The following is a 16,014-nucleotide window of genomic DNA, read 5'->3' on the forward strand; positions in this document are numbered from 1 at the left end:
GCGACCGCGCGCGGCGAGGGCGGAAAAGCCCACCGCGCGCGGCCATGGCCAGAAATCCTGCGGGCGGTTACCGCTCCAGCGTTCCAGGACGTCCCATGGTTGAGCTCACCCTCCCGAAGAACTCCCAGATCACGCCCGGCAAGGTGTGGCCGAAGCCGCAGGGCGCCAAGAAGCTGACCGAGTTCCGCGTCTATCGCTGGAACCCGGACGATGGCCGCAATCCGCGCATCGACACCTATTATGTCGACCGCGAGGATTGCGGGCCCATGGTTCTCGACGGCCTGATCTGGATCAAGAACACCGTCGATCCGACCCTCACCTTCCGCCGCTCCTGCCGCGAGGGCGTGTGCGGCTCGTGCGCCATGAACATCGGCGGCACCAACACGCTGGCCTGCACCAAGGGCATGGACGAGGTGCTGGTGAAGGGCGTGGTCAACATCTATCCGCTGCCGCACATGCCGGTGGTGAAGGATCTGGTGCCGGACCTCACCCATTTCTACGCCCAGCACGCCTCCATCGAGCCGTGGCTGCAGACCGACAGCCCGCCCCCCGAGAAGGAGTGGCGCCAGGCCAAGGACGACCGCGAGAAGCTGGACGGCCTCTACGAATGCATCCTGTGCGCCTGCTGCTCCACCTCCTGCCCGAGCTACTGGTGGAACGGCGACCGCTACCTCGGCCCGGCGGCCCTGCTCCAGGCCACCCGCTGGCTGAAGGACAGCCGCGACGAGCGCACCGGCTCCCGGCTCGATTATCTGGAAGACCCCTTCCGGCTGTATCGCTGCCACACCATCATGAACTGCGCCCAGGCGTGCCCGAAGAGCCTCAACCCGGCCAAGGCCATCGCCGAAATCAAGAAGATGATGGTCGAGCGCCAGATCTGACGGCAGGTCCTTCCCGGATCACGCCTTTTCAAAAGGCCGCCCGCCCTTGGCGTGGCGGCCTTTTGCTTGGCCGGCGCCTCGCAAGAGGGCCGGCGGCGCCCCGTTTCCGGCCCGGGCGCACGGTGCTTCTCAACCCCGCGCATTCCGTGTTAAAAATCTATCGTCAACCTTGAGAGTGCCGGAGGAGGCGAGATGTCAGTCATTCGCGTTCTTGTGCCGGCGATCCTCGGCCTTGTATTCCTCGTGGTTCTGATCGCCCGTCCCTCGGAGGCGTTCGTGATCCTCGGCAGCGCCGTGCTCACGCTGACCACCGCCAGCAGCATCGTGTTCTTCGGCTTCGTGGCCATCGCCGCCCTGATCGGGCTGGAACGCAACTCCGGCCGCCATCTGGCGCCGGCCGCGCCGATCCACATCCACCGTTCCCTGCGCGACGAAGTCTGAAGCTTGCAGCGCCGCGCTGGCGTCAGCGCCGACAGGTGGCCGCAGGCCACGGGGCCTGGCGATAGAACGGCCGCAGCTCCACCACCTGGATGCGCTCCCACAGCGTGCTCGACGGTTCCGGGCACAGGCGCAGCATGGCCGAAGTGGGGTTGCCCCGCCAGCTTTCGGGAATATGCACCACCACCACGAAGGCGCCGGCCTCATAGGACGGGTCGCGCGCCCACCAGCCCGCCGGCAGGCGCTGCCTGAGGTAGCTGCGCAGCGAGAGGAACGGATCGAACGGATAGGGGTCCACGTCCGGATTGACGGGCGGGCGCGCCGGTAGGCCCTCAAGGCTCTGCATGGGGGCTTGCTGGGCGATGGCCCCACCGGCTCCGACCAGCGCGGTCACAAGCGTCAGCATCATCAGCGCCTGCGTCACGATCGCCTGCCACGCAAGCCCGCGCACCGGGTCCCGCCGACCTGCCGCGCGCCGCTGCGTGCGCCGCGCGCGCCCTGTCCCCATCCTGATCCCCACGACCATTCCAGGCCCCGTTCCCCTGCTGCACCACGATCACCAATCCCGGCCCGGCCGCTTTCCTCCGCCGCCCGCGGGCATTATGGCGCCCTTGGGAGAGCCGGACCCGGCGTTGGGCAATCCCAGTCTGCGCCAAGCCCCGTCCGGCACGAAGGCGCCGGCCGCAGTGTAGAGCGCCGCGCGCGTATTTTCCGTTCACGCCAGTTCATCGGACATGCTCTATCTCTCCCTTCATCGCACGTTCGTCACCCGAGCCGGCGTGCATTTCGCGCCAACATGCTCCAGATCAAGGCCACGGACGGGGAACAGGGGTGAGCAAGGCCGGCATGATCACGAAACCATCCCGAGCCGGGTTCACCCGGACCTATCCGCCTGACGCGCGGCGCGCCATCGCCGCCGGCCGGACACAGCCGTGACCGCGACGCCGTCCCCCTCCTTCGTCACCCTTGTGCGGACCTATGGCACCTATGCCGGCGCCATGATGGCCCGCGGCCTCGAACTCGTGGGCAAGCTCGGGCTCTACATGCTCGGGGCAAGGGCGCTCGGGGTGCATGATTCGGGCTATTTCTTCCTCTGCCTCACGGTGGTGGGGGTGCTGGCCACGGTGTCGCGGGGCGGGTTCGAGCGGGCGGTGGTGCGCCATCTGGCCGCCGAGCTGGCCGTGGGCAAGGGCCGGGCGGCAGGGCATGCCTTCCTTGTCGGCCTTGGCGCGGTGCTGGGCCTCGGTCTTGCCGTCACGGCGCTCACCGCCGCCTTCGCCCAGCCACTGGCGGACTATGTGTTCCGCGACCCCGAGGCCGCCCGCCCGCTGCTGCTCTCCACCTTCGTCATCCTGCCCCAGGCCGCCTGCTATTTCATCGGCAACGCACTGCTCGGCCTCCACAAGGGCGCGGCGGGGCAATTGGTGCAGAACGGCCTGTGGCCGGTGCTGACGCTGGCGGCGGTGGTGGCGGGCGTCACCTCCCTCGACGGTCTGCTCTATGCCCTCGCCGGGGCCAATGTGGCGGCCACGGTGGTGGGCGCGGTGCTGCTCTTCCGCGAGCGCCATCGCTTCGTGGACACCCACACGGATACGCCGCCGGGCGCGCCGGGCGCAGCACCTTTGCCCGCCCTGTGGCGCACCGCCGCGCCTCTCTCGGTGGTGGAGATCGTGCAGATCCTTTTGCCGTCCCTGCCGGTGCTGCTGCTCGCCACCTTCGGCCTGCCCGCCCAGGTGGGCGCGTTCAGCGTGGCGAACCGCATCTCCATGCTGGTGTGGGTGGTCAGCACCTCCATCGGCAGCGTCGCCGCCCCCTCGTTTGCCGCCCGGCACCGGCAGGGACAGTGGACCGAGCTGCGCCAGCTCAACCGGCGGGTGCGGCTCGCGGTGGCGGTCTTCGGCACCCCCGTGGTGGCGGTGATGGTGCTGGCCCCGGCGCAGGTGCTGCATCTGGTGGGACCGGGGTTCGAGATCGCGGCCACGGCGCTGGTCATCCTCGGCGTCGGCCAGTTGGTCTATTGCCTGCTGCCGTGCCAAGAGATCGTGCTGGCCATGGCCGGCCACGGCAGCGTGCTGCGCTGGCTCACGCTGGCGCAGACCGTGGTCTGCGGCGCCCTGTGCGTGCTGCTCATCCCGCCCTTCGGCATGATCGGGGCGGCCATTGCCACGGCGGTGTTCGCAGCCCAGCTCGCCATCGGCGCCAGCCTCATGGTGCGCCGGCTGATGCCGCAGGCGTTCTGATCCATCCAGACCGGTCGCGCCTCACGCCGGACGCAACCCTCTCTTAACGGTAAAGTAAGCGCGGCGTTGCAGGGTGGGAAAAGCCTCCCGTCCGCGCCGCAGCAAGGGTCAGACAGGGGAGACGGGCGTGAAGCAGGGGGACGCATGTTGATGCCGCAGGCGGCCCAGACCGGCGCCACGGAACCGGCCACGGGATCCACGCCGCCCGCCTTCACCCTGCGCGATTTCCTGATCGCCGCCTTCTACCACATCCGCATCGTGCTGCTGGCGGGGCTGATCCCGCTCGTGGTGGCGCTGGCGGTGGCCGCGACCAGCCGCACCGAATACACCGCCTCCAGCCTGCTCATGGTGATCGTGAGCCGCGAGGTGTCCAACGCCCAGAATGTGACCGACACCGGCCCGGCCGTGCTCAGCATCGAGGGCCTGAAGCAGGTCGAATCGGAAGTGCAGATCATCGAGAGCGCCGACGTTGCCCGCGCCACGGTGGTCGAGATCGGCACGGACCGGCTGTTCCCGCCGGGGCGGCTCGCCGCCATCACCCGCCTGTTCAGCTCCGACAAGGATGTGATGGACAAGGCGGTGGAGCGTTTCCAGGCCAGCCTGCGGGCCTCGGTGCAGTCCGGCTCCAACGTGATCAAGGTGAGCTTCACCAATCCCGACCGCGACGTGGCCATCGCCGCCGCCGACGCGTTGGTGAAGAATTATCTCGCCGCGCGCCGCCGCCTGTTCGAGAACCCCACCGCCAAGATCCTGATGCTGGAGGTGAACCGCTTCCAGAGCGACCTTTCCGCCGTGGACCGAGAGATCGAGCAGCTCAAGGTCAAGGCCGGCATCATCGATTTCGCCCAGGACGCCATTCTCGCCTCCAACCAGGTGGACAGCATCCTCCAGCGCCGCCGGCAGGTGGCCGAGCGCGAGGTCGCCGTCGCCGCCCAGGTGACCGAGGCCGAGAAACAGTTCGCGGCGCTGCCTGATTCGGTCTTCGATTTCTCCGAGAAGACCGACGCCCTGCCCGGCGACGAGGACAACAACACCCTCTCCAAGCTGTTGCTGGAGCGCGACCGGGTGGCATCCCAATATGCCCCGGGCAGCCAGTTGCTGCGCGACCTCGATCGCCAGATCGCCACCATCCGGGCGCGCATCAAGACCCGCTCGGAGCGGCGCTATTCCACCGACCGGGCGGTGCGCAACCCGCAGGTCAACTACATCCAGAACATGATCCTGAGCCTCAAGGTGGAGCAGGATTCCCTCGGCCGGCAGAAAGGCGAGCTGGTGCAGCAGCAGCGCCTCGCCGAGGAGCGCCTCGCCGCGCTGCGCGCCGCCGAGACGCCGCTCATTGAGCTGAACCGCAAGCGCGATTCGCTGGGCGAAGGCTTCCGCGAATATCAGCGCCGGGCCGTGGCCGCCGCCATCGAGGAGGCAGCTGCCCAGTCCCGCCAATCCGCGGTGCGCGTGGTCCAGGAGGCCGGCTCGGCGGTCACCAAGCGCTCGCTGGCGCTGCCGCTGGTGGCGGCGGGCCTGTTCGCGGCGATCCTGTTCGGCGGCGCGGCCGGGGCCCTTGCCTCCACCCTGCGCACCTCCTTCGTCACCCCCGCCGAGGCGGAGCGCGCGCTCGGCCTGCCGGTGCTCGCGGTGTTCGATGCCGAAGCGGATCGGCCCGGCAATGCCGCCACGGATGAAGCCATCGGCAGTTGCGCCACCCTGCTGCTCGACACCCGCATCGACGAGGAGCCGCTGCGGGTCCTGCATTTCCTCTCCCCCGATGCCGACGACGCATTGCCCTGGCTTGCCCGGCGGCTGGCGGAGGAGTTCGCCGCGCGGCGCCAGTTGCGCACGCTGCTGATCGACCTGTCGAGCGCCGCGCCCTACCCGCTGGCCGCCGGCGGCGGCGACGTGCGCGGCGGCATCGCGGTGACCGGCACGCCGGTGCCGCTGCTGTGGGCGGCCGCCGACGCGGAACGCTCGCCGCTTCTCGACTTCCGCCTGCCCATCGCCGAAGCGGAACTGATGATGGCCGAGCTGCGCCGCGCCTTCGACTGCGTCGTCATCTCGTCGGACCTGCCCGGCGCCTCCCTCGTCACCCAGCGCTTCAGCCAGCTGGTGGATGCCAACATTCTCGCGGTGCAGGCGGAAAAGTCGCGCAAGCCGGCGGTGCTCCGCCTGCGCGACCAGGTGGCGGAGAGCGGGGGCCTCACCATCGGCCTCGTCTTCCTCGGCCGGCGCTATTACCTGCCGAACTGGCTCTATCGCCGCGCCTGAGCACGCGTCGACCCGCCTGGGCCGCACGCTGATCGGATAACGCGTGCTCTATCCTCAAGTTAGAGTGCGCCAACCGCCCCCATTCCCACTCCGAGAACCACAGCGCCTGTCCGATCCCCCATCGTTCCCGTCGGCGGAGATGGGTCGCCGGGGCGCGCAGGCCTCATCACGGCCGCCCCCTCCGACATCGGTTTCTCGGCACCATCGTTAAGCGTTTCGTTAACCACGCCGCTTTAGGGTCGCTTTACCACGTTCGAGGGTTTTCGCCGGAGATTTGCCATTGGCGCACCGTGCAGAGCGGTCCGCCCATGCCGGAAAATCTTCGCATTAACCTTTTGAATACGATTAGGCGCGGGAGTTGGTCGATGGTCTTGCCAGAATGCGGCGTGGTGAACACCGCTCGCGGCCCGGCCCGAAACGACCGACTTCGGGCGCGGGGGGCAAGGCGCAGGGCCGCGCTCGCCCTCCTCGCATTGGGCCTCGCGCTCAATGGCTGCGCCGCCATCGCCACCTCCCAGAGCACCGGCACCGAGCCGTTCACCACCGGCCACGAACTGCGTTTCACCGAGGTGAACGTGGAGCGCTTCAAGCCGTGGAACGACCAGGTGCCGAGCTATCGGCTGGGACCGGGCGACAAGATCAAGATCAAGTATTTCATCACCCGCGAGATGGACGAGGACCTGACCGTGAGCCCCGACGGCTCCATCGCGCCGCGCGCCATCGGCCAGATCCGGGTGGAGGGCTCCACCCTGTCCGGGGTGCAGGACTATGTGCGCCGCGAATCACGCAAGGAACTGACCGACCAGAAAGTGGTGGTCTCGCTGGAGGAAGCCTCCTCGGCCCGCGTCTATGTGGGCGGCATGGTCGCCCATCCTGGCGCCTTCAAGCTCGCCGACATGGGCACCAGCGTGCTCCAGGGCATCCTGCTCGCCGGCGGCTTCACCGAGGAATCGCGCACCGGGCAGGTGGCACTCATCCGCCGCGGCCCCAACAACGAGCCCATGCTGCGTCTCGTCAATGTGCGCGACGTGATCCAGACCGGGTTCGACGCCAACGACGTTCCGCTGGTGAGTGGCGACATCATCTATGTGCCGCGCTCGTCCATCGCCGAGGTCAATCTGTGGATCGACCAGTTCATCAACAAGGTGGTGCCGTTCCAGCGCCAGTTCAGCTATACGATCGGCTCCTATTCCACCACCGGCGGCGGAACCTCGATCCTGCAATAGAACACGCGTCCATCGGCTTGCATCGCACGCTCATGGGATACTGCGGTTCCGTTTCCTGAAGTGAGAGGGCGCGCCTGCCCCTGCGCCCCCGGTTCGTGACAGTCCGGCGCCGGGAGGGTGCGGACCAGAGGCGTCGAACACCCATGCGCGCGGCATTCCAAACGCCACCAGACTACCGCACCGAGACCTTCCTTGGCGCGCCGTTCGCCTGCCTTGACGTGCCCGGCGCCGCACGGGTCCTCGGCGCGCGGCCCATGGGCGCGCCCTTCAGCTATGTGATCACCTCCAACGCCTCCCATCTGGTGCGGCTCAACACCCGCAAGGACGAGCGCTTTGCCGCTGCCCTCGCGGACGCCGGCCTCAACGTGCTCGACGGGGCGGTGCCCCATCTACTGGCGGAACGCCTGTTCGGCCTCGACATTCCGCTGTGTCCCGGCAGCGACCTCACCGCCGAGTTGTTCGAGCACGTGATCCAGCCCGACGACCCGGTGACGGTGATCGGCGGCAGCGAGGAGATGAAGCGCCGGCTGATGGCGCGCTACGGCATCCGCACGCTCAATCTCCACGTGCCGCCCATGGGCTTCATCAACGATCCAGCCGCGGTGGAAGCGGCCATCCGCTTCGTCATCGAGCATCCCGCCCGCTACGTGTTCCTGGTGGTGGGGGCACCGCGCTCGGAATATCTGGCGCACATGATCGCCCGGCGTGGCGGCGCCGTGGGCACGGGGCTGTGCGTGGGCAGCGCGCTCAATTTCCTCACCGGCCTCGTCCAGCGCGCCAGCCCCGCCTTCCGCCGGCTGGGCCTCGAATGGCTGTACCGGCTGGCGCAGAGCCCCAGCACCCATTTCGAGCGGGTGTTCGTGGATTCCCTGCCCATCTTCCTCATCGCCGCCAAGGCGAAGCTAAATCCCGCCGCCTACGGCATGCAACGCGGCGGAGACGGGGAACCGTGACCGACCAGCCCGCGAGCCGGGACCCGCCCCAACGCCGCGTGGTCATCCCCCTGCGCCGCAGCGCCACGGGCATGGCGCCCACGCTCGATGGGGGCGCGCACGTGCTCGCCAAGCTCGCCTTCGCGGCGACGCTGCCGCTGTTCGCGCAGGTGTTCTACTATCTCAACGAGTATCCGGCGCCGTACCTGCTGTCGAAAGCTTGGCCGTTCCTCACCCTGCCGCTGGCGCTCTACGGCATGATCCGGCTGAAGCTGCCGGTGGGGCGGATGTTCCTGGTGGTGCTGGCCTACGGGCTCGGCTTCACGCCGCTGGTGTCGGTGATCCAGCTGGGCAACGGCTTCCTCGACGCGCTGACCACCACCATCAAGGCGTGGCCCTTCACCTATTATTTCAGCCTGTCGGCGCTGCTGGCGCTGCTGGCCGTGCCGCCGGAGAGCATCCGCAAGGCGATGCTCGGCCTCGGCGCGGCAACCTTCTTCCTGATGGTGATCATCTATCTGGTCGCGCCCACGTCCTGGTATGCGGACAATCCCGCCGACAGCAAGCTGCTGCTGTTCGACCTGGAACGCGGCTACCGGGTCTACATGCCCATGTTCTTCGGCATGATCCTGGTGTTCTTCCTCTCCCGCGCCTTCGTGCTCAGGCGCAACATCGTCTACGGGCTTTGCGTCGCGCTGGCCTTCGCACCCATGCTGTTGATCTACAAGCAGCGCGCCGCCATCGCCGCGGCGCTGGTAGTGGTGGCGTTCGGCATGACCATGTCGCTGCCGCAACGGGCGCGCCGGATCGTGATCGGGCTTGGGCTGGCGGCGGTGGCCGTGGGCGTCTTCCTTGTGGGGCGCAAGCTGGGCCTGCTCCCCGGCGGCGCCGCGCCCGGTGATGCGCAGGACGCGTTCGGCGCCTCGCTCTCGGTGCGGCAGAACTCCTCGGCGCTGGCCTTCGCCTTCCTCGGCGACGATCCCATGCGCTGGATCTTCGGGGTCGGCGCCACCACGCGCTTCAGCACGGTGACGCTCAACGACATCTTCGGCAACGACCAGTTCTTCATCGCGGATCTCGGATGGATCGGCGTCGTCTTCGAATACGGGATCATCGGCGCCGTCCTGCTCGCGGCGCTGCACTTCGGGTGCTTTGTCACGGCGTTCCGGCTGACGCGGGGCCTCGACGACCCCTTCGCCCTCGCCCTCAGCGACTACGTGCTGTATCTGATCATCAGCTCCGCCGTGTATTCGGTGGTCTTCACACCCGGAGAGCTTGGCGTCGTCATGGCGCTCACCATCTATCTCGACCGGCGCCGGCGCGCACTGCCGCCCGGCCCGCCGCCGGGCGACCCTCGCCTGCTCGGCATCGGCCGCACTTCGGGAGACCGTCGCGTGATCCTCGGACGCTCGGGAGCAACCGCACGTGCCGGCTGACCGCGCCGAGCGCGCCGCAGGGATGCGGCATGCTTGAATCCCTGCAATATCTGCGGGCGGTGGCCAGCCTCATGGTGGTGGTGTTCCACCTCGGGGCGCCGCTGTCGCGCCTCGGGCTCACGGCGCCGTGGCCGCAGTCGGGCGCGGCAGGTGTCGATATCTTCTTCGTGCTCAGCGGCTTCCTGATGCTGGTCACGACCCGCGGCCGGGACGGCTACACGGCGACCTTTTATGTGAAGCGCATCGTGCGCATCGTGCCGCTCTACTGGATCGTGACCACGGCGAGCCTCGCGCTGCTGCTGGCGGCGCCGCAGCTGGTGAAGAGCGGCAAGGCGGACGCCTGGCACATCCTCGCCTCCTACCTGTTCCTGCCGGCGCGCCATCCCGTGCTCGGCACGCTGGAGCCGCTGGTGGTTCCGGGCTGGACACTGAATTACGAGATGTTCTTCTATCTGGTGTGGGGCATGGCGCTGCTGCTGCCCGATCGCGTCCGCTTGACCGCCATTACGCTCTTCCTCGCCGGGCTCGCCGTCCTCGGGCGCCTTGTGCCGAGCGAGAACCCGTTCCTCGCCTTCTACACCGCGCCCATCATGCTGGAGTTCGTCTTCGGCCTCGCTCTGGGCCTGTGGTATCTGGAGGGTCCGGCACTGGCGCGCGGCTGGGGCTTTGTCTTCCTCGCCGCCGGCTTCGTGTCGCTGCTCGCGCAGGGCGATGTGCCGGCGGGGACGCGGGTGATCCAGTGGGGCATTCCCGCCGCTTTGATGGTGGCCGGCGCCCTGGTGCTGGAGCGGGCGCGGCCGGTGAAGCGCATCGGAGCGTTCGTGCTGCTGGGCGATGCCTCCTATGCGCTCTATCTGGTGCACGGCATGGTACTTTCGGCCGTGGGACAGGTCTTCGTCCACCTTCCACTGCCGGCGCCGCTCGCGTTCATCGCCTGCGCCGTCGCCGGGGTGGGCGGTGCAATCATCATAGCCATCGCGGTGCATCTGGCGGTCGAAAAGCCATTACTGCGGCTCATGAGCCGCAAGCCCCGGGCCAACCGGGCCGCAACATCATGACCGGCAATGGGCTGGCGCGCGAAAAAAGCGGTTGCACGCGCTTGCCGAAGCGTTGCGGGGGCTGTCTATTCCCGGCGTCCGGCTGGGGGCACCGTGCGGGCCGGGCGATGTCGAAGCCAAGGGGTCAGTGACATGTGGAGACGCGTGAATAAGCTCGTGAACGAGCCGGCCTTCCGCGAGGCCCCGCTCACCGTCACCGGCCGGGCCATCTCGCTCGCGGCCCATGTGGCGCTGGGCCGCAGCCCCGTCGCCGAGATCACCCCGGGCGGCGCCCGCGTGAAATTGCCGGCGGACCTGCGCTTCACCACCACCAGCGTGTTCCTGCTGCGCGACAAGGTGGAGCCGGAGGTGCGCTATCTCGAGAAATTCCTGCGCTCCGGCGACGTGTTTGTGGACGTGGGCGCCAATATCGGCCTGTTCACCCTGAAGGCGGCGACTTTCGCCGGCCGGGTGGTGGCCGCCGAACCGGGTGCCGTGGCCGGCCGCCAGCTCGCCGACAACCTCGCCCTCAACGGCTTCAAGAACGTCACCATCGTGCCCAAGGCCATCTCGGACACGGAAGGCAAGGCGGTGCTGTTCCACAATCCCCTTGGCGACGACCCACAAGCGTTCTCTCTCATCAATGACGGCACCAGCAGCGAGAGCGAGGAAGTGGAGATCACCACCCTCGACCGCCTCGCCGCCGACCTGCGGCTGGAGCGGGTGGATTGCCTGAAGATCGATGTGGAGGGCGCGGAGGACCGTGTGATCAAGGGCGCCGCCGGGACGCTGGGCCGCTTCCACCCTGCCGTCATCTTTGAGATGAACTGCCCCACCCTACTGAAGGACGGCGGCGATCCGGCGGCGGCCTGGGTGGCGCTGGGCGCGCTCGGCTACGGCTTCTTCCAGCTCCAGGACGACGGCACGCTGACCCCGCTCGCAACCCGCCCCACGCGGTTCGGCAACTACGTGGCACTCCACCCGCAGGGCCGCCCCCTCGCCTGACGGCGAGGGCTCAGACCATCGGCCTTTTAATGGCCGGAGCCGGGCGCCGCGCGGGCTTGACCAACCGCCCACGAGCAAGGCTCATGGGCCGTCGGGCTCAGCCCCGCCAGCGCTCCAGGCGCGCGATGATGTCGGGCCGAGCAGCGAAATAGAAATCATTCAAATAGAGCGTGCCCTTGCGGGGGCGCGCGCCATCCGACGTCAAAGACGCGATCGGCTGGTGAACGGCGGGATCGAACTCGGCGATGGGCCGCATCTCGCGCCCCAGCCGGAAGAAGCCGCGATAGCCGAAGGGTTCCAGCACCTGCCGGACCGCCGCCACGGCGCCGGGCCGGTGGCGCTCCTCGGCCTCGATGAGGAAGGTGGGACGGGTCGCCGTAATGATGCCCCTCGCGCCTTCGAGCACCTTCACCTCGTGCCCCTCCACATCGAGCTTGATGAAGCTCACCGGCACGCTCACGCAGGCGTCGAGCCGCGCGATGGGGACGCGCACGTTGTCCGTCGGCCCCTCGACCTGCTGCGCGAGGTCTCCGTCGAGGGTGGCAAGCGGCGACAGATCGCGTGGAATGTGCAGCACCGCCGCACCCGCGTCGGCGCTCAACGCGGTCTCGAACAGGGTCAGCGCACCGGACCCGATCTCGCCGGGAAACCGCAGTTTCAGGATGCGCACCAGCCGGGGATTCGGCTCGAAGGCCAGCACCCGGGCGCCGCGCTTGAGCAGCCAATAGGTGAAGAACCCCCGGTTGGCGCCGATGTCGCAGACCGTGTCGCCGGGCGCCACCAGCAGCGGCAGAAGCCGGACCTCGCTGTCGGGGTCATGGGCGGCGCGCGCATCCACCAGCGGACACAGCAATGCGAATGCCCGCGGCATCCGGCGCTCGAGGATGGCCTTCAATGATCTCAGCATGCGCTCTGTTCGCAGGCCGCCACGCCTCGCTGGAAAAGGCGTCTTCGCCACCCTGACGCTTCCTCATAGCAGAGGCGGGAGGGAAGACAATGGAGGCAAAGGCAGGGGAACTGCCGGCGACAGCGCCTGCCGTGCGGCGCCAGGGCGGCGCGGCGGCGACGCTTCAACGCACGGCTTAAGAGGGGACGGGCTGGCGGGGGAAGCCGCCGTTTTCTATGGTCGCGCCCGATAGTGCAGGAGATGGTGCAGTGAACACCCCACGCCCGCCCCGCCCGGCGGTGTTCCTCGACCGGGACGGCGTCCTCAACGTGGATACGGGTTATGTCCACGCCCCCAAGGACTTCCGGTGGGTGGACGGGGCCCGCGAAGCGGTGAGGCATTTCAACGCGCTCGGCCATCTCGTCTTCGTGGTGACCAACCAGTCCGGCGTCGCGCGGGGCTTTTACGGGGAAGCGGAGGTCGCGGCCCTGCATGGCTGGATGGCGCAGGAGCTTGCGGCCGTCGGTGCCCATGTGGACGACTGGCGCTACTGCCCCTTCCATCCCGACGCGACGGTGCCGGCCTATCGCGCGGTCCATCCCTGGCGCAAGCCGGCGCCGGGCATGATCCTCGACCTTATGGACCACTGGCCAGTGGCGCGCGGCCGCAGCCTGCTCATCGGCGACCAGCCCTCCGACATGGAAGCGGCGGCGGCGGCCGGCATCGCCGGGCATCTGTTTCCCGGCGGCGACCTCCTCGCCTTCGCGCGCGGCCTGCGCTCCGCGCAGGTTTAATGCCATCGGCCTCGGTCTTCGACCGATGCCGAGTGGACAACGCTCAAATGCCGCGCGGGCTCGGCCAATGGCTCATGCGCCATTGGCACAATGCCATCGGCCTCGGTCTTCGACCGATGCCAAGTGGGCAACGCTCAAATGCCGCGCGGGCTCGGCCAATGGCGCATGCGCCATTGGCCTGATGCGAGCGCTCACGGCACCGGCGCGTCGCACCCCGCAAGGCTGAGGCTGACGCAGATGGCCCGTGTGAGGCTGCGATAGTCGGGATTGTCCGGGCCCGTGGGGCCGGGCGGCACCAGGCCGAGGCCGTAGAGCATGGCGCCGGCCTTGGGATCGGCCAGCACCTCCTGAAGCAGCGTCACCGTCCGCGCCACCGTGAAGCGCGCCCCGCCCGATTCAGACGGCATGACCTGAATCCCCAGCGCCAGCGGTCCCGGCCACAGGCTGCGATAGGCTCGGAAAGCCTCCAGGGGCTGATAGGCCGGACCGGCGTCGTAGGACATGACCGAGACCAGATCGAGCCCCCGCGCCGCTTCCGATTTCAGCACCGCCCGCATCATGCCGACCCAGGGGCCGAAGCGCGGCGCCGCGGCGGCGAAGGCGCCTTCGCCATAGGCGCCGACGCTCCAGCCGGCAAGGCTCACCACATGAGGCCGGGGCAGCGCCGCCCGAAGATCGCTCAGTACCGCGATGGCGCGCGTATCGTCGGCGCAGGCGATTCGGCCGTCCGGCGTGTGGGCGCAGCCGGAATCCGCCGTCTCATAGTCGAGGTCGACGCCGTCGGCGCCGAGATCCTTCACCAGTTGCGCCAGGACTCGGAAATCCCGCGCATCCCATCCGAAATAGCCCCAGCCGCCCACCGCCAGCAGCACCTTCGTATTCGGGTGTTGAGCCTTCAGCGCGGCGATGGCCTCCTTGAGGACCGTACCGGAAAAGGGGAAGGCGAGGCCGGTGCCCGAGAGGTCGAGGTCGCCGGCATAGGCGAGGTCCGGCTTCACGAACCCCAGCGCCACATGGGAGATGGCGCCGGGCAGCCGGGCGAGAAGGGTCTTCTCGGGGTCCTGCGTTGCCACCTCAGCCCAGGAGGCGAGATAGGCGAGGAACGGCCGTCGCTCCGCCTCCACCGCGCCGGCGCGGCCGGGCGGCAACCCAAGAGCCAGAACCACCAGGGCGATCAGAACACCGCAGGCCCGGCCATGCCCTTGGTGATGGTGAGCAGCATGATTCTGATGTCGAACCATATGGACCAGTGCTCGATGTAGAAAAGGTCGAGTTCCACGCCCCGCTCGGCCTTTTCGAGGGTGTTGATGCCGCCGCGCATCCCGTTGATCTGGGCCCAGCCGGTGATGCCGGGCTTCATCCGGTAGCGCGCCACATATTGGCGGATCGCCTCGTAGCGCACGTTGGTGGCGACCTGCATGTTGGGCACGTGCGGCCGCGGCCCCACCACCGACATTTCTCCCCGCAGCACATTGAAGAGCTGGGGCAGTTCGTCGATGGAGGTGGAGCGGAGGAAGGCGCCCACCCGGGTGATGCGCGGATCGTCCTTGGTGGTGCCGCGCGAGCCGTCGTCGGCGAGGTCCACCCGCATGGTGCGCAGCTTGAAGCAGGGGAACACGCGGTTGTTGAGGCCCACGCGCGGCTGGCGGAACAGGATGGGGCCGGGAGAATCCAGCTTGATGGCGGCTGCGGCGGCCAGCAGGATGGGGGCCGTGAGGATGAGTCCGACAGTGGCAACCACATAGTCCTCGACACCCTTCAACAGCCCCAGCGAGCCCTTGAGCGGCTGCTGCTGCACCTGAAGCGCGGGCTCGCCGGCGATGCGCGTGAGCCGGGCGTCGTTGAGAATGAAGCGGTCGGGATCCATCTCGACGATGACATCGGCGGCGATCTGGTACATCTGGTTGGCGATGGTGCTGATGGCGGCGGGATCTTCCCAGCTCTTGGCGACCACCACGATGTCTACCGGGTTGTGCTTTACATATTCCAGAAGGTCGGCGAGCCCGCCCATCAGCGGAACGCCCGGGGGCGCCGGCGGCGGGGGGGTCATCTCGCCCGGCAGGTGTCCCGCGTCGAACATGGCGACGAAGGTGATAAGGCCGTTCGCGCCCTCCTCCTCGCGGTAGCGATGCACGAAATCGCGGGCTCTCGCCGGATCCCCGATGATCACCGCATTGCGCCGCAGGACCCCTCGGGTCTGCACCAGCGCCACGCCGGTGCGCACCAGCACCAGGCGGCCGAAGATCAGGGCCACCGCGGTGAGGACGCCCCAGCCGAGCAGCGCGGCAAGGTTGGTCGAGCCGATGGGGATGATGGCGTAGTAGCAGATCGCCAGCAGCGCGCCGGCCGGTACGCCGGCCACCGCCAGGTGCCCGAGCTGGCGCAACGGGCGGTCATAATGCTCGACCCGATAGGCCCGGCCTGCCTGCAGGATCTGCACATAGGCGAAGACGCCGATCGCCCAGAGAATGGCGATCTGGCTCCAGGACAGGAAGTCCCACCGCCCATGGGCGATAATGGCGGCCAGCGCCGCCATGACGATGTCACATAACAGGACGAGGCGGTTGACGAGCCCGTGGGTCCAACGTGTCATCGCCCAATCCCTGACGCGCCCGAATTTATTGAGCCGGACCGCGATTGGAGTTCGTTTTGCGGAAGAAGCCGTGGGCAGTCAAGCCGGGGAAAGCACAGATGTACACCAATGAAAAGAGCCGCCCGGCTGGCACCGGGCGGCTCTCTGGCGGGTCATGCGGCCGTGCCAGGCCTTTGTTCAGTGTCCGAGGGCCTTTACGACCTCTTCGGTGACCTTCTTGGCGTCGCCGAAGAGCATCATGGTATTGTCCTTGAAGAACAGCTCGTTCTCGACGCCGGCGTAGCCCG

General features: G+C 68.3%; 15 protein-coding genes. 10 read left to right on the forward strand and 5 right to left on the reverse strand.

Annotation, left to right across the window (positions count from 1 at the left end):
* Positions 1-95: 95 nt before the first annotated feature.
* A complete protein-coding gene (locus tag FBQ73_RS21625; RefSeq protein ID WP_138401544.1) occupies positions 96-881 on the forward strand; it encodes a succinate dehydrogenase iron-sulfur subunit in 786 nt (261 codons plus the stop codon).
* Positions 882-1,073: 192 nt separating this feature from the next.
* Entirely contained in the window at positions 1,074-1,322 is a 249-nt protein-coding gene (locus tag FBQ73_RS21630) for a hypothetical protein (RefSeq protein ID WP_138401545.1), read from the forward strand.
* 22 nt (positions 1,323-1,344) lie between these two features.
* Here the strand turns inward: FBQ73_RS21630 and FBQ73_RS21635 are convergent, their stop codons facing one another.
* On the reverse strand, positions 1,345-1,728 hold the full coding sequence (locus tag FBQ73_RS21635; RefSeq protein ID WP_138401546.1) for a hypothetical protein: 384 nt from the start codon (positions 1,726-1,728) through the stop codon (positions 1,345-1,347).
* A gap of 523 nt (positions 1,729-2,251) precedes the next feature.
* On the opposite strand from FBQ73_RS21635, the gene FBQ73_RS21640 reads away from it, so the two are divergent.
* The 7 genes from FBQ73_RS21640 (at position 2,252) to FBQ73_RS21670 (ending at position 11,454) form a co-directional block, all read left to right on the forward strand.
* On the forward strand, positions 2,252-3,559 hold the full coding sequence (locus tag FBQ73_RS21640; protein ID WP_138401547.1) for a lipopolysaccharide biosynthesis protein: 1,308 nt from the start codon (positions 2,252-2,254) through the stop codon (positions 3,557-3,559).
* Between the two features lie 144 nt (positions 3,560-3,703).
* Positions 3,704-5,818: a GumC family protein gene (locus tag FBQ73_RS21645; protein ID WP_138401548.1), complete on the forward strand. Its 2,115-nt coding sequence runs from the start codon at positions 3,704-3,706 to the stop codon at positions 5,816-5,818.
* A 365-nt stretch (positions 5,819-6,183) separates the two neighbouring features.
* Positions 6,184-7,044, forward strand: coding sequence for a polysaccharide biosynthesis/export family protein (locus FBQ73_RS21650; RefSeq protein ID WP_138401549.1), 861 nt, complete (start codon positions 6,184-6,186; stop codon positions 7,042-7,044).
* Positions 7,045-7,187: 143 nt separating this feature from the next.
* Positions 7,188-7,997, forward strand: a complete 810-nt coding sequence (locus FBQ73_RS21655) for a WecB/TagA/CpsF family glycosyltransferase (protein WP_138401550.1) — start codon at positions 7,188-7,190, stop codon at positions 7,995-7,997.
* A complete protein-coding gene (locus FBQ73_RS21660) occupies positions 7,994-9,412 on the forward strand; it encodes a hypothetical protein (RefSeq protein WP_138401551.1) in 1,419 nt (472 codons plus the stop codon). Before FBQ73_RS21655 ends, FBQ73_RS21660 begins: the two co-directional genes overlap by 4 nt.
* A 29-nt stretch (positions 9,413-9,441) precedes the next feature.
* Positions 9,442-10,470 carry an acyltransferase family protein gene (locus tag FBQ73_RS21665; protein ID WP_138401552.1) on the forward strand — a complete coding sequence of 343 codons (1,029 nt, stop codon included), beginning with the start codon at positions 9,442-9,444 and terminating at the stop codon, positions 10,468-10,470.
* A 144-nt stretch (positions 10,471-10,614) separates the two neighbouring features.
* Positions 10,615-11,454, forward strand: a complete 840-nt coding sequence (locus FBQ73_RS21670) for an FkbM family methyltransferase (RefSeq protein ID WP_246089865.1) — start codon at positions 10,615-10,617, stop codon at positions 11,452-11,454.
* Positions 11,455-11,551: 97 nt separating this feature from the next.
* Here FBQ73_RS21670 and FBQ73_RS21675 read toward each other — a convergent pair whose 3' ends face one another.
* Positions 11,552-12,361 (reverse strand): FkbM family methyltransferase, encoded by an 810-nt coding sequence (locus tag FBQ73_RS21675; protein WP_138401554.1) that lies wholly within the window; start codon positions 12,359-12,361, stop codon positions 11,552-11,554.
* A 215-nt stretch (positions 12,362-12,576) separates the two neighbouring features.
* On the opposite strand from FBQ73_RS21675, the gene FBQ73_RS21680 reads away from it, so the two are divergent.
* A complete protein-coding gene (locus FBQ73_RS21680) occupies positions 12,577-13,134 on the forward strand; it encodes an HAD family hydrolase (RefSeq protein ID WP_138401555.1) in 558 nt (185 codons plus the stop codon).
* A 191-nt stretch (positions 13,135-13,325) separates the two neighbouring features.
* On the opposite strand, the gene FBQ73_RS21685 is transcribed toward FBQ73_RS21680, so the two are convergent.
* From FBQ73_RS21685 to FBQ73_RS21695, 3 genes are all read right to left on the reverse strand, one after another.
* Positions 13,326-14,300, reverse strand: coding sequence for a glycosyl hydrolase family 18 protein (locus FBQ73_RS21685; protein WP_246089867.1), 975 nt, complete (start codon positions 14,298-14,300; stop codon positions 13,326-13,328).
* A gap of 8 nt (positions 14,301-14,308) precedes the next feature.
* On the reverse strand, positions 14,309-15,727 hold the full coding sequence (locus FBQ73_RS21690) for an exopolysaccharide biosynthesis polyprenyl glycosylphosphotransferase (protein WP_138401556.1): 1,419 nt from the start codon (positions 15,725-15,727) through the stop codon (positions 14,309-14,311).
* A gap of 177 nt (positions 15,728-15,904) precedes the next feature.
* A partial coding sequence (locus FBQ73_RS21695) for an NAD(P)(+) transhydrogenase (Re/Si-specific) subunit beta (RefSeq protein WP_138399652.1) occupies positions 15,905-16,014 on the reverse strand: 110 nt, incomplete at its 5' end.

It is taken from the genome of Xanthobacter autotrophicus, from assembly GCF_005871085.1.
Lineage (GTDB): Bacteria > Pseudomonadota > Alphaproteobacteria > Rhizobiales > Xanthobacteraceae > Xanthobacter > Xanthobacter autotrophicus.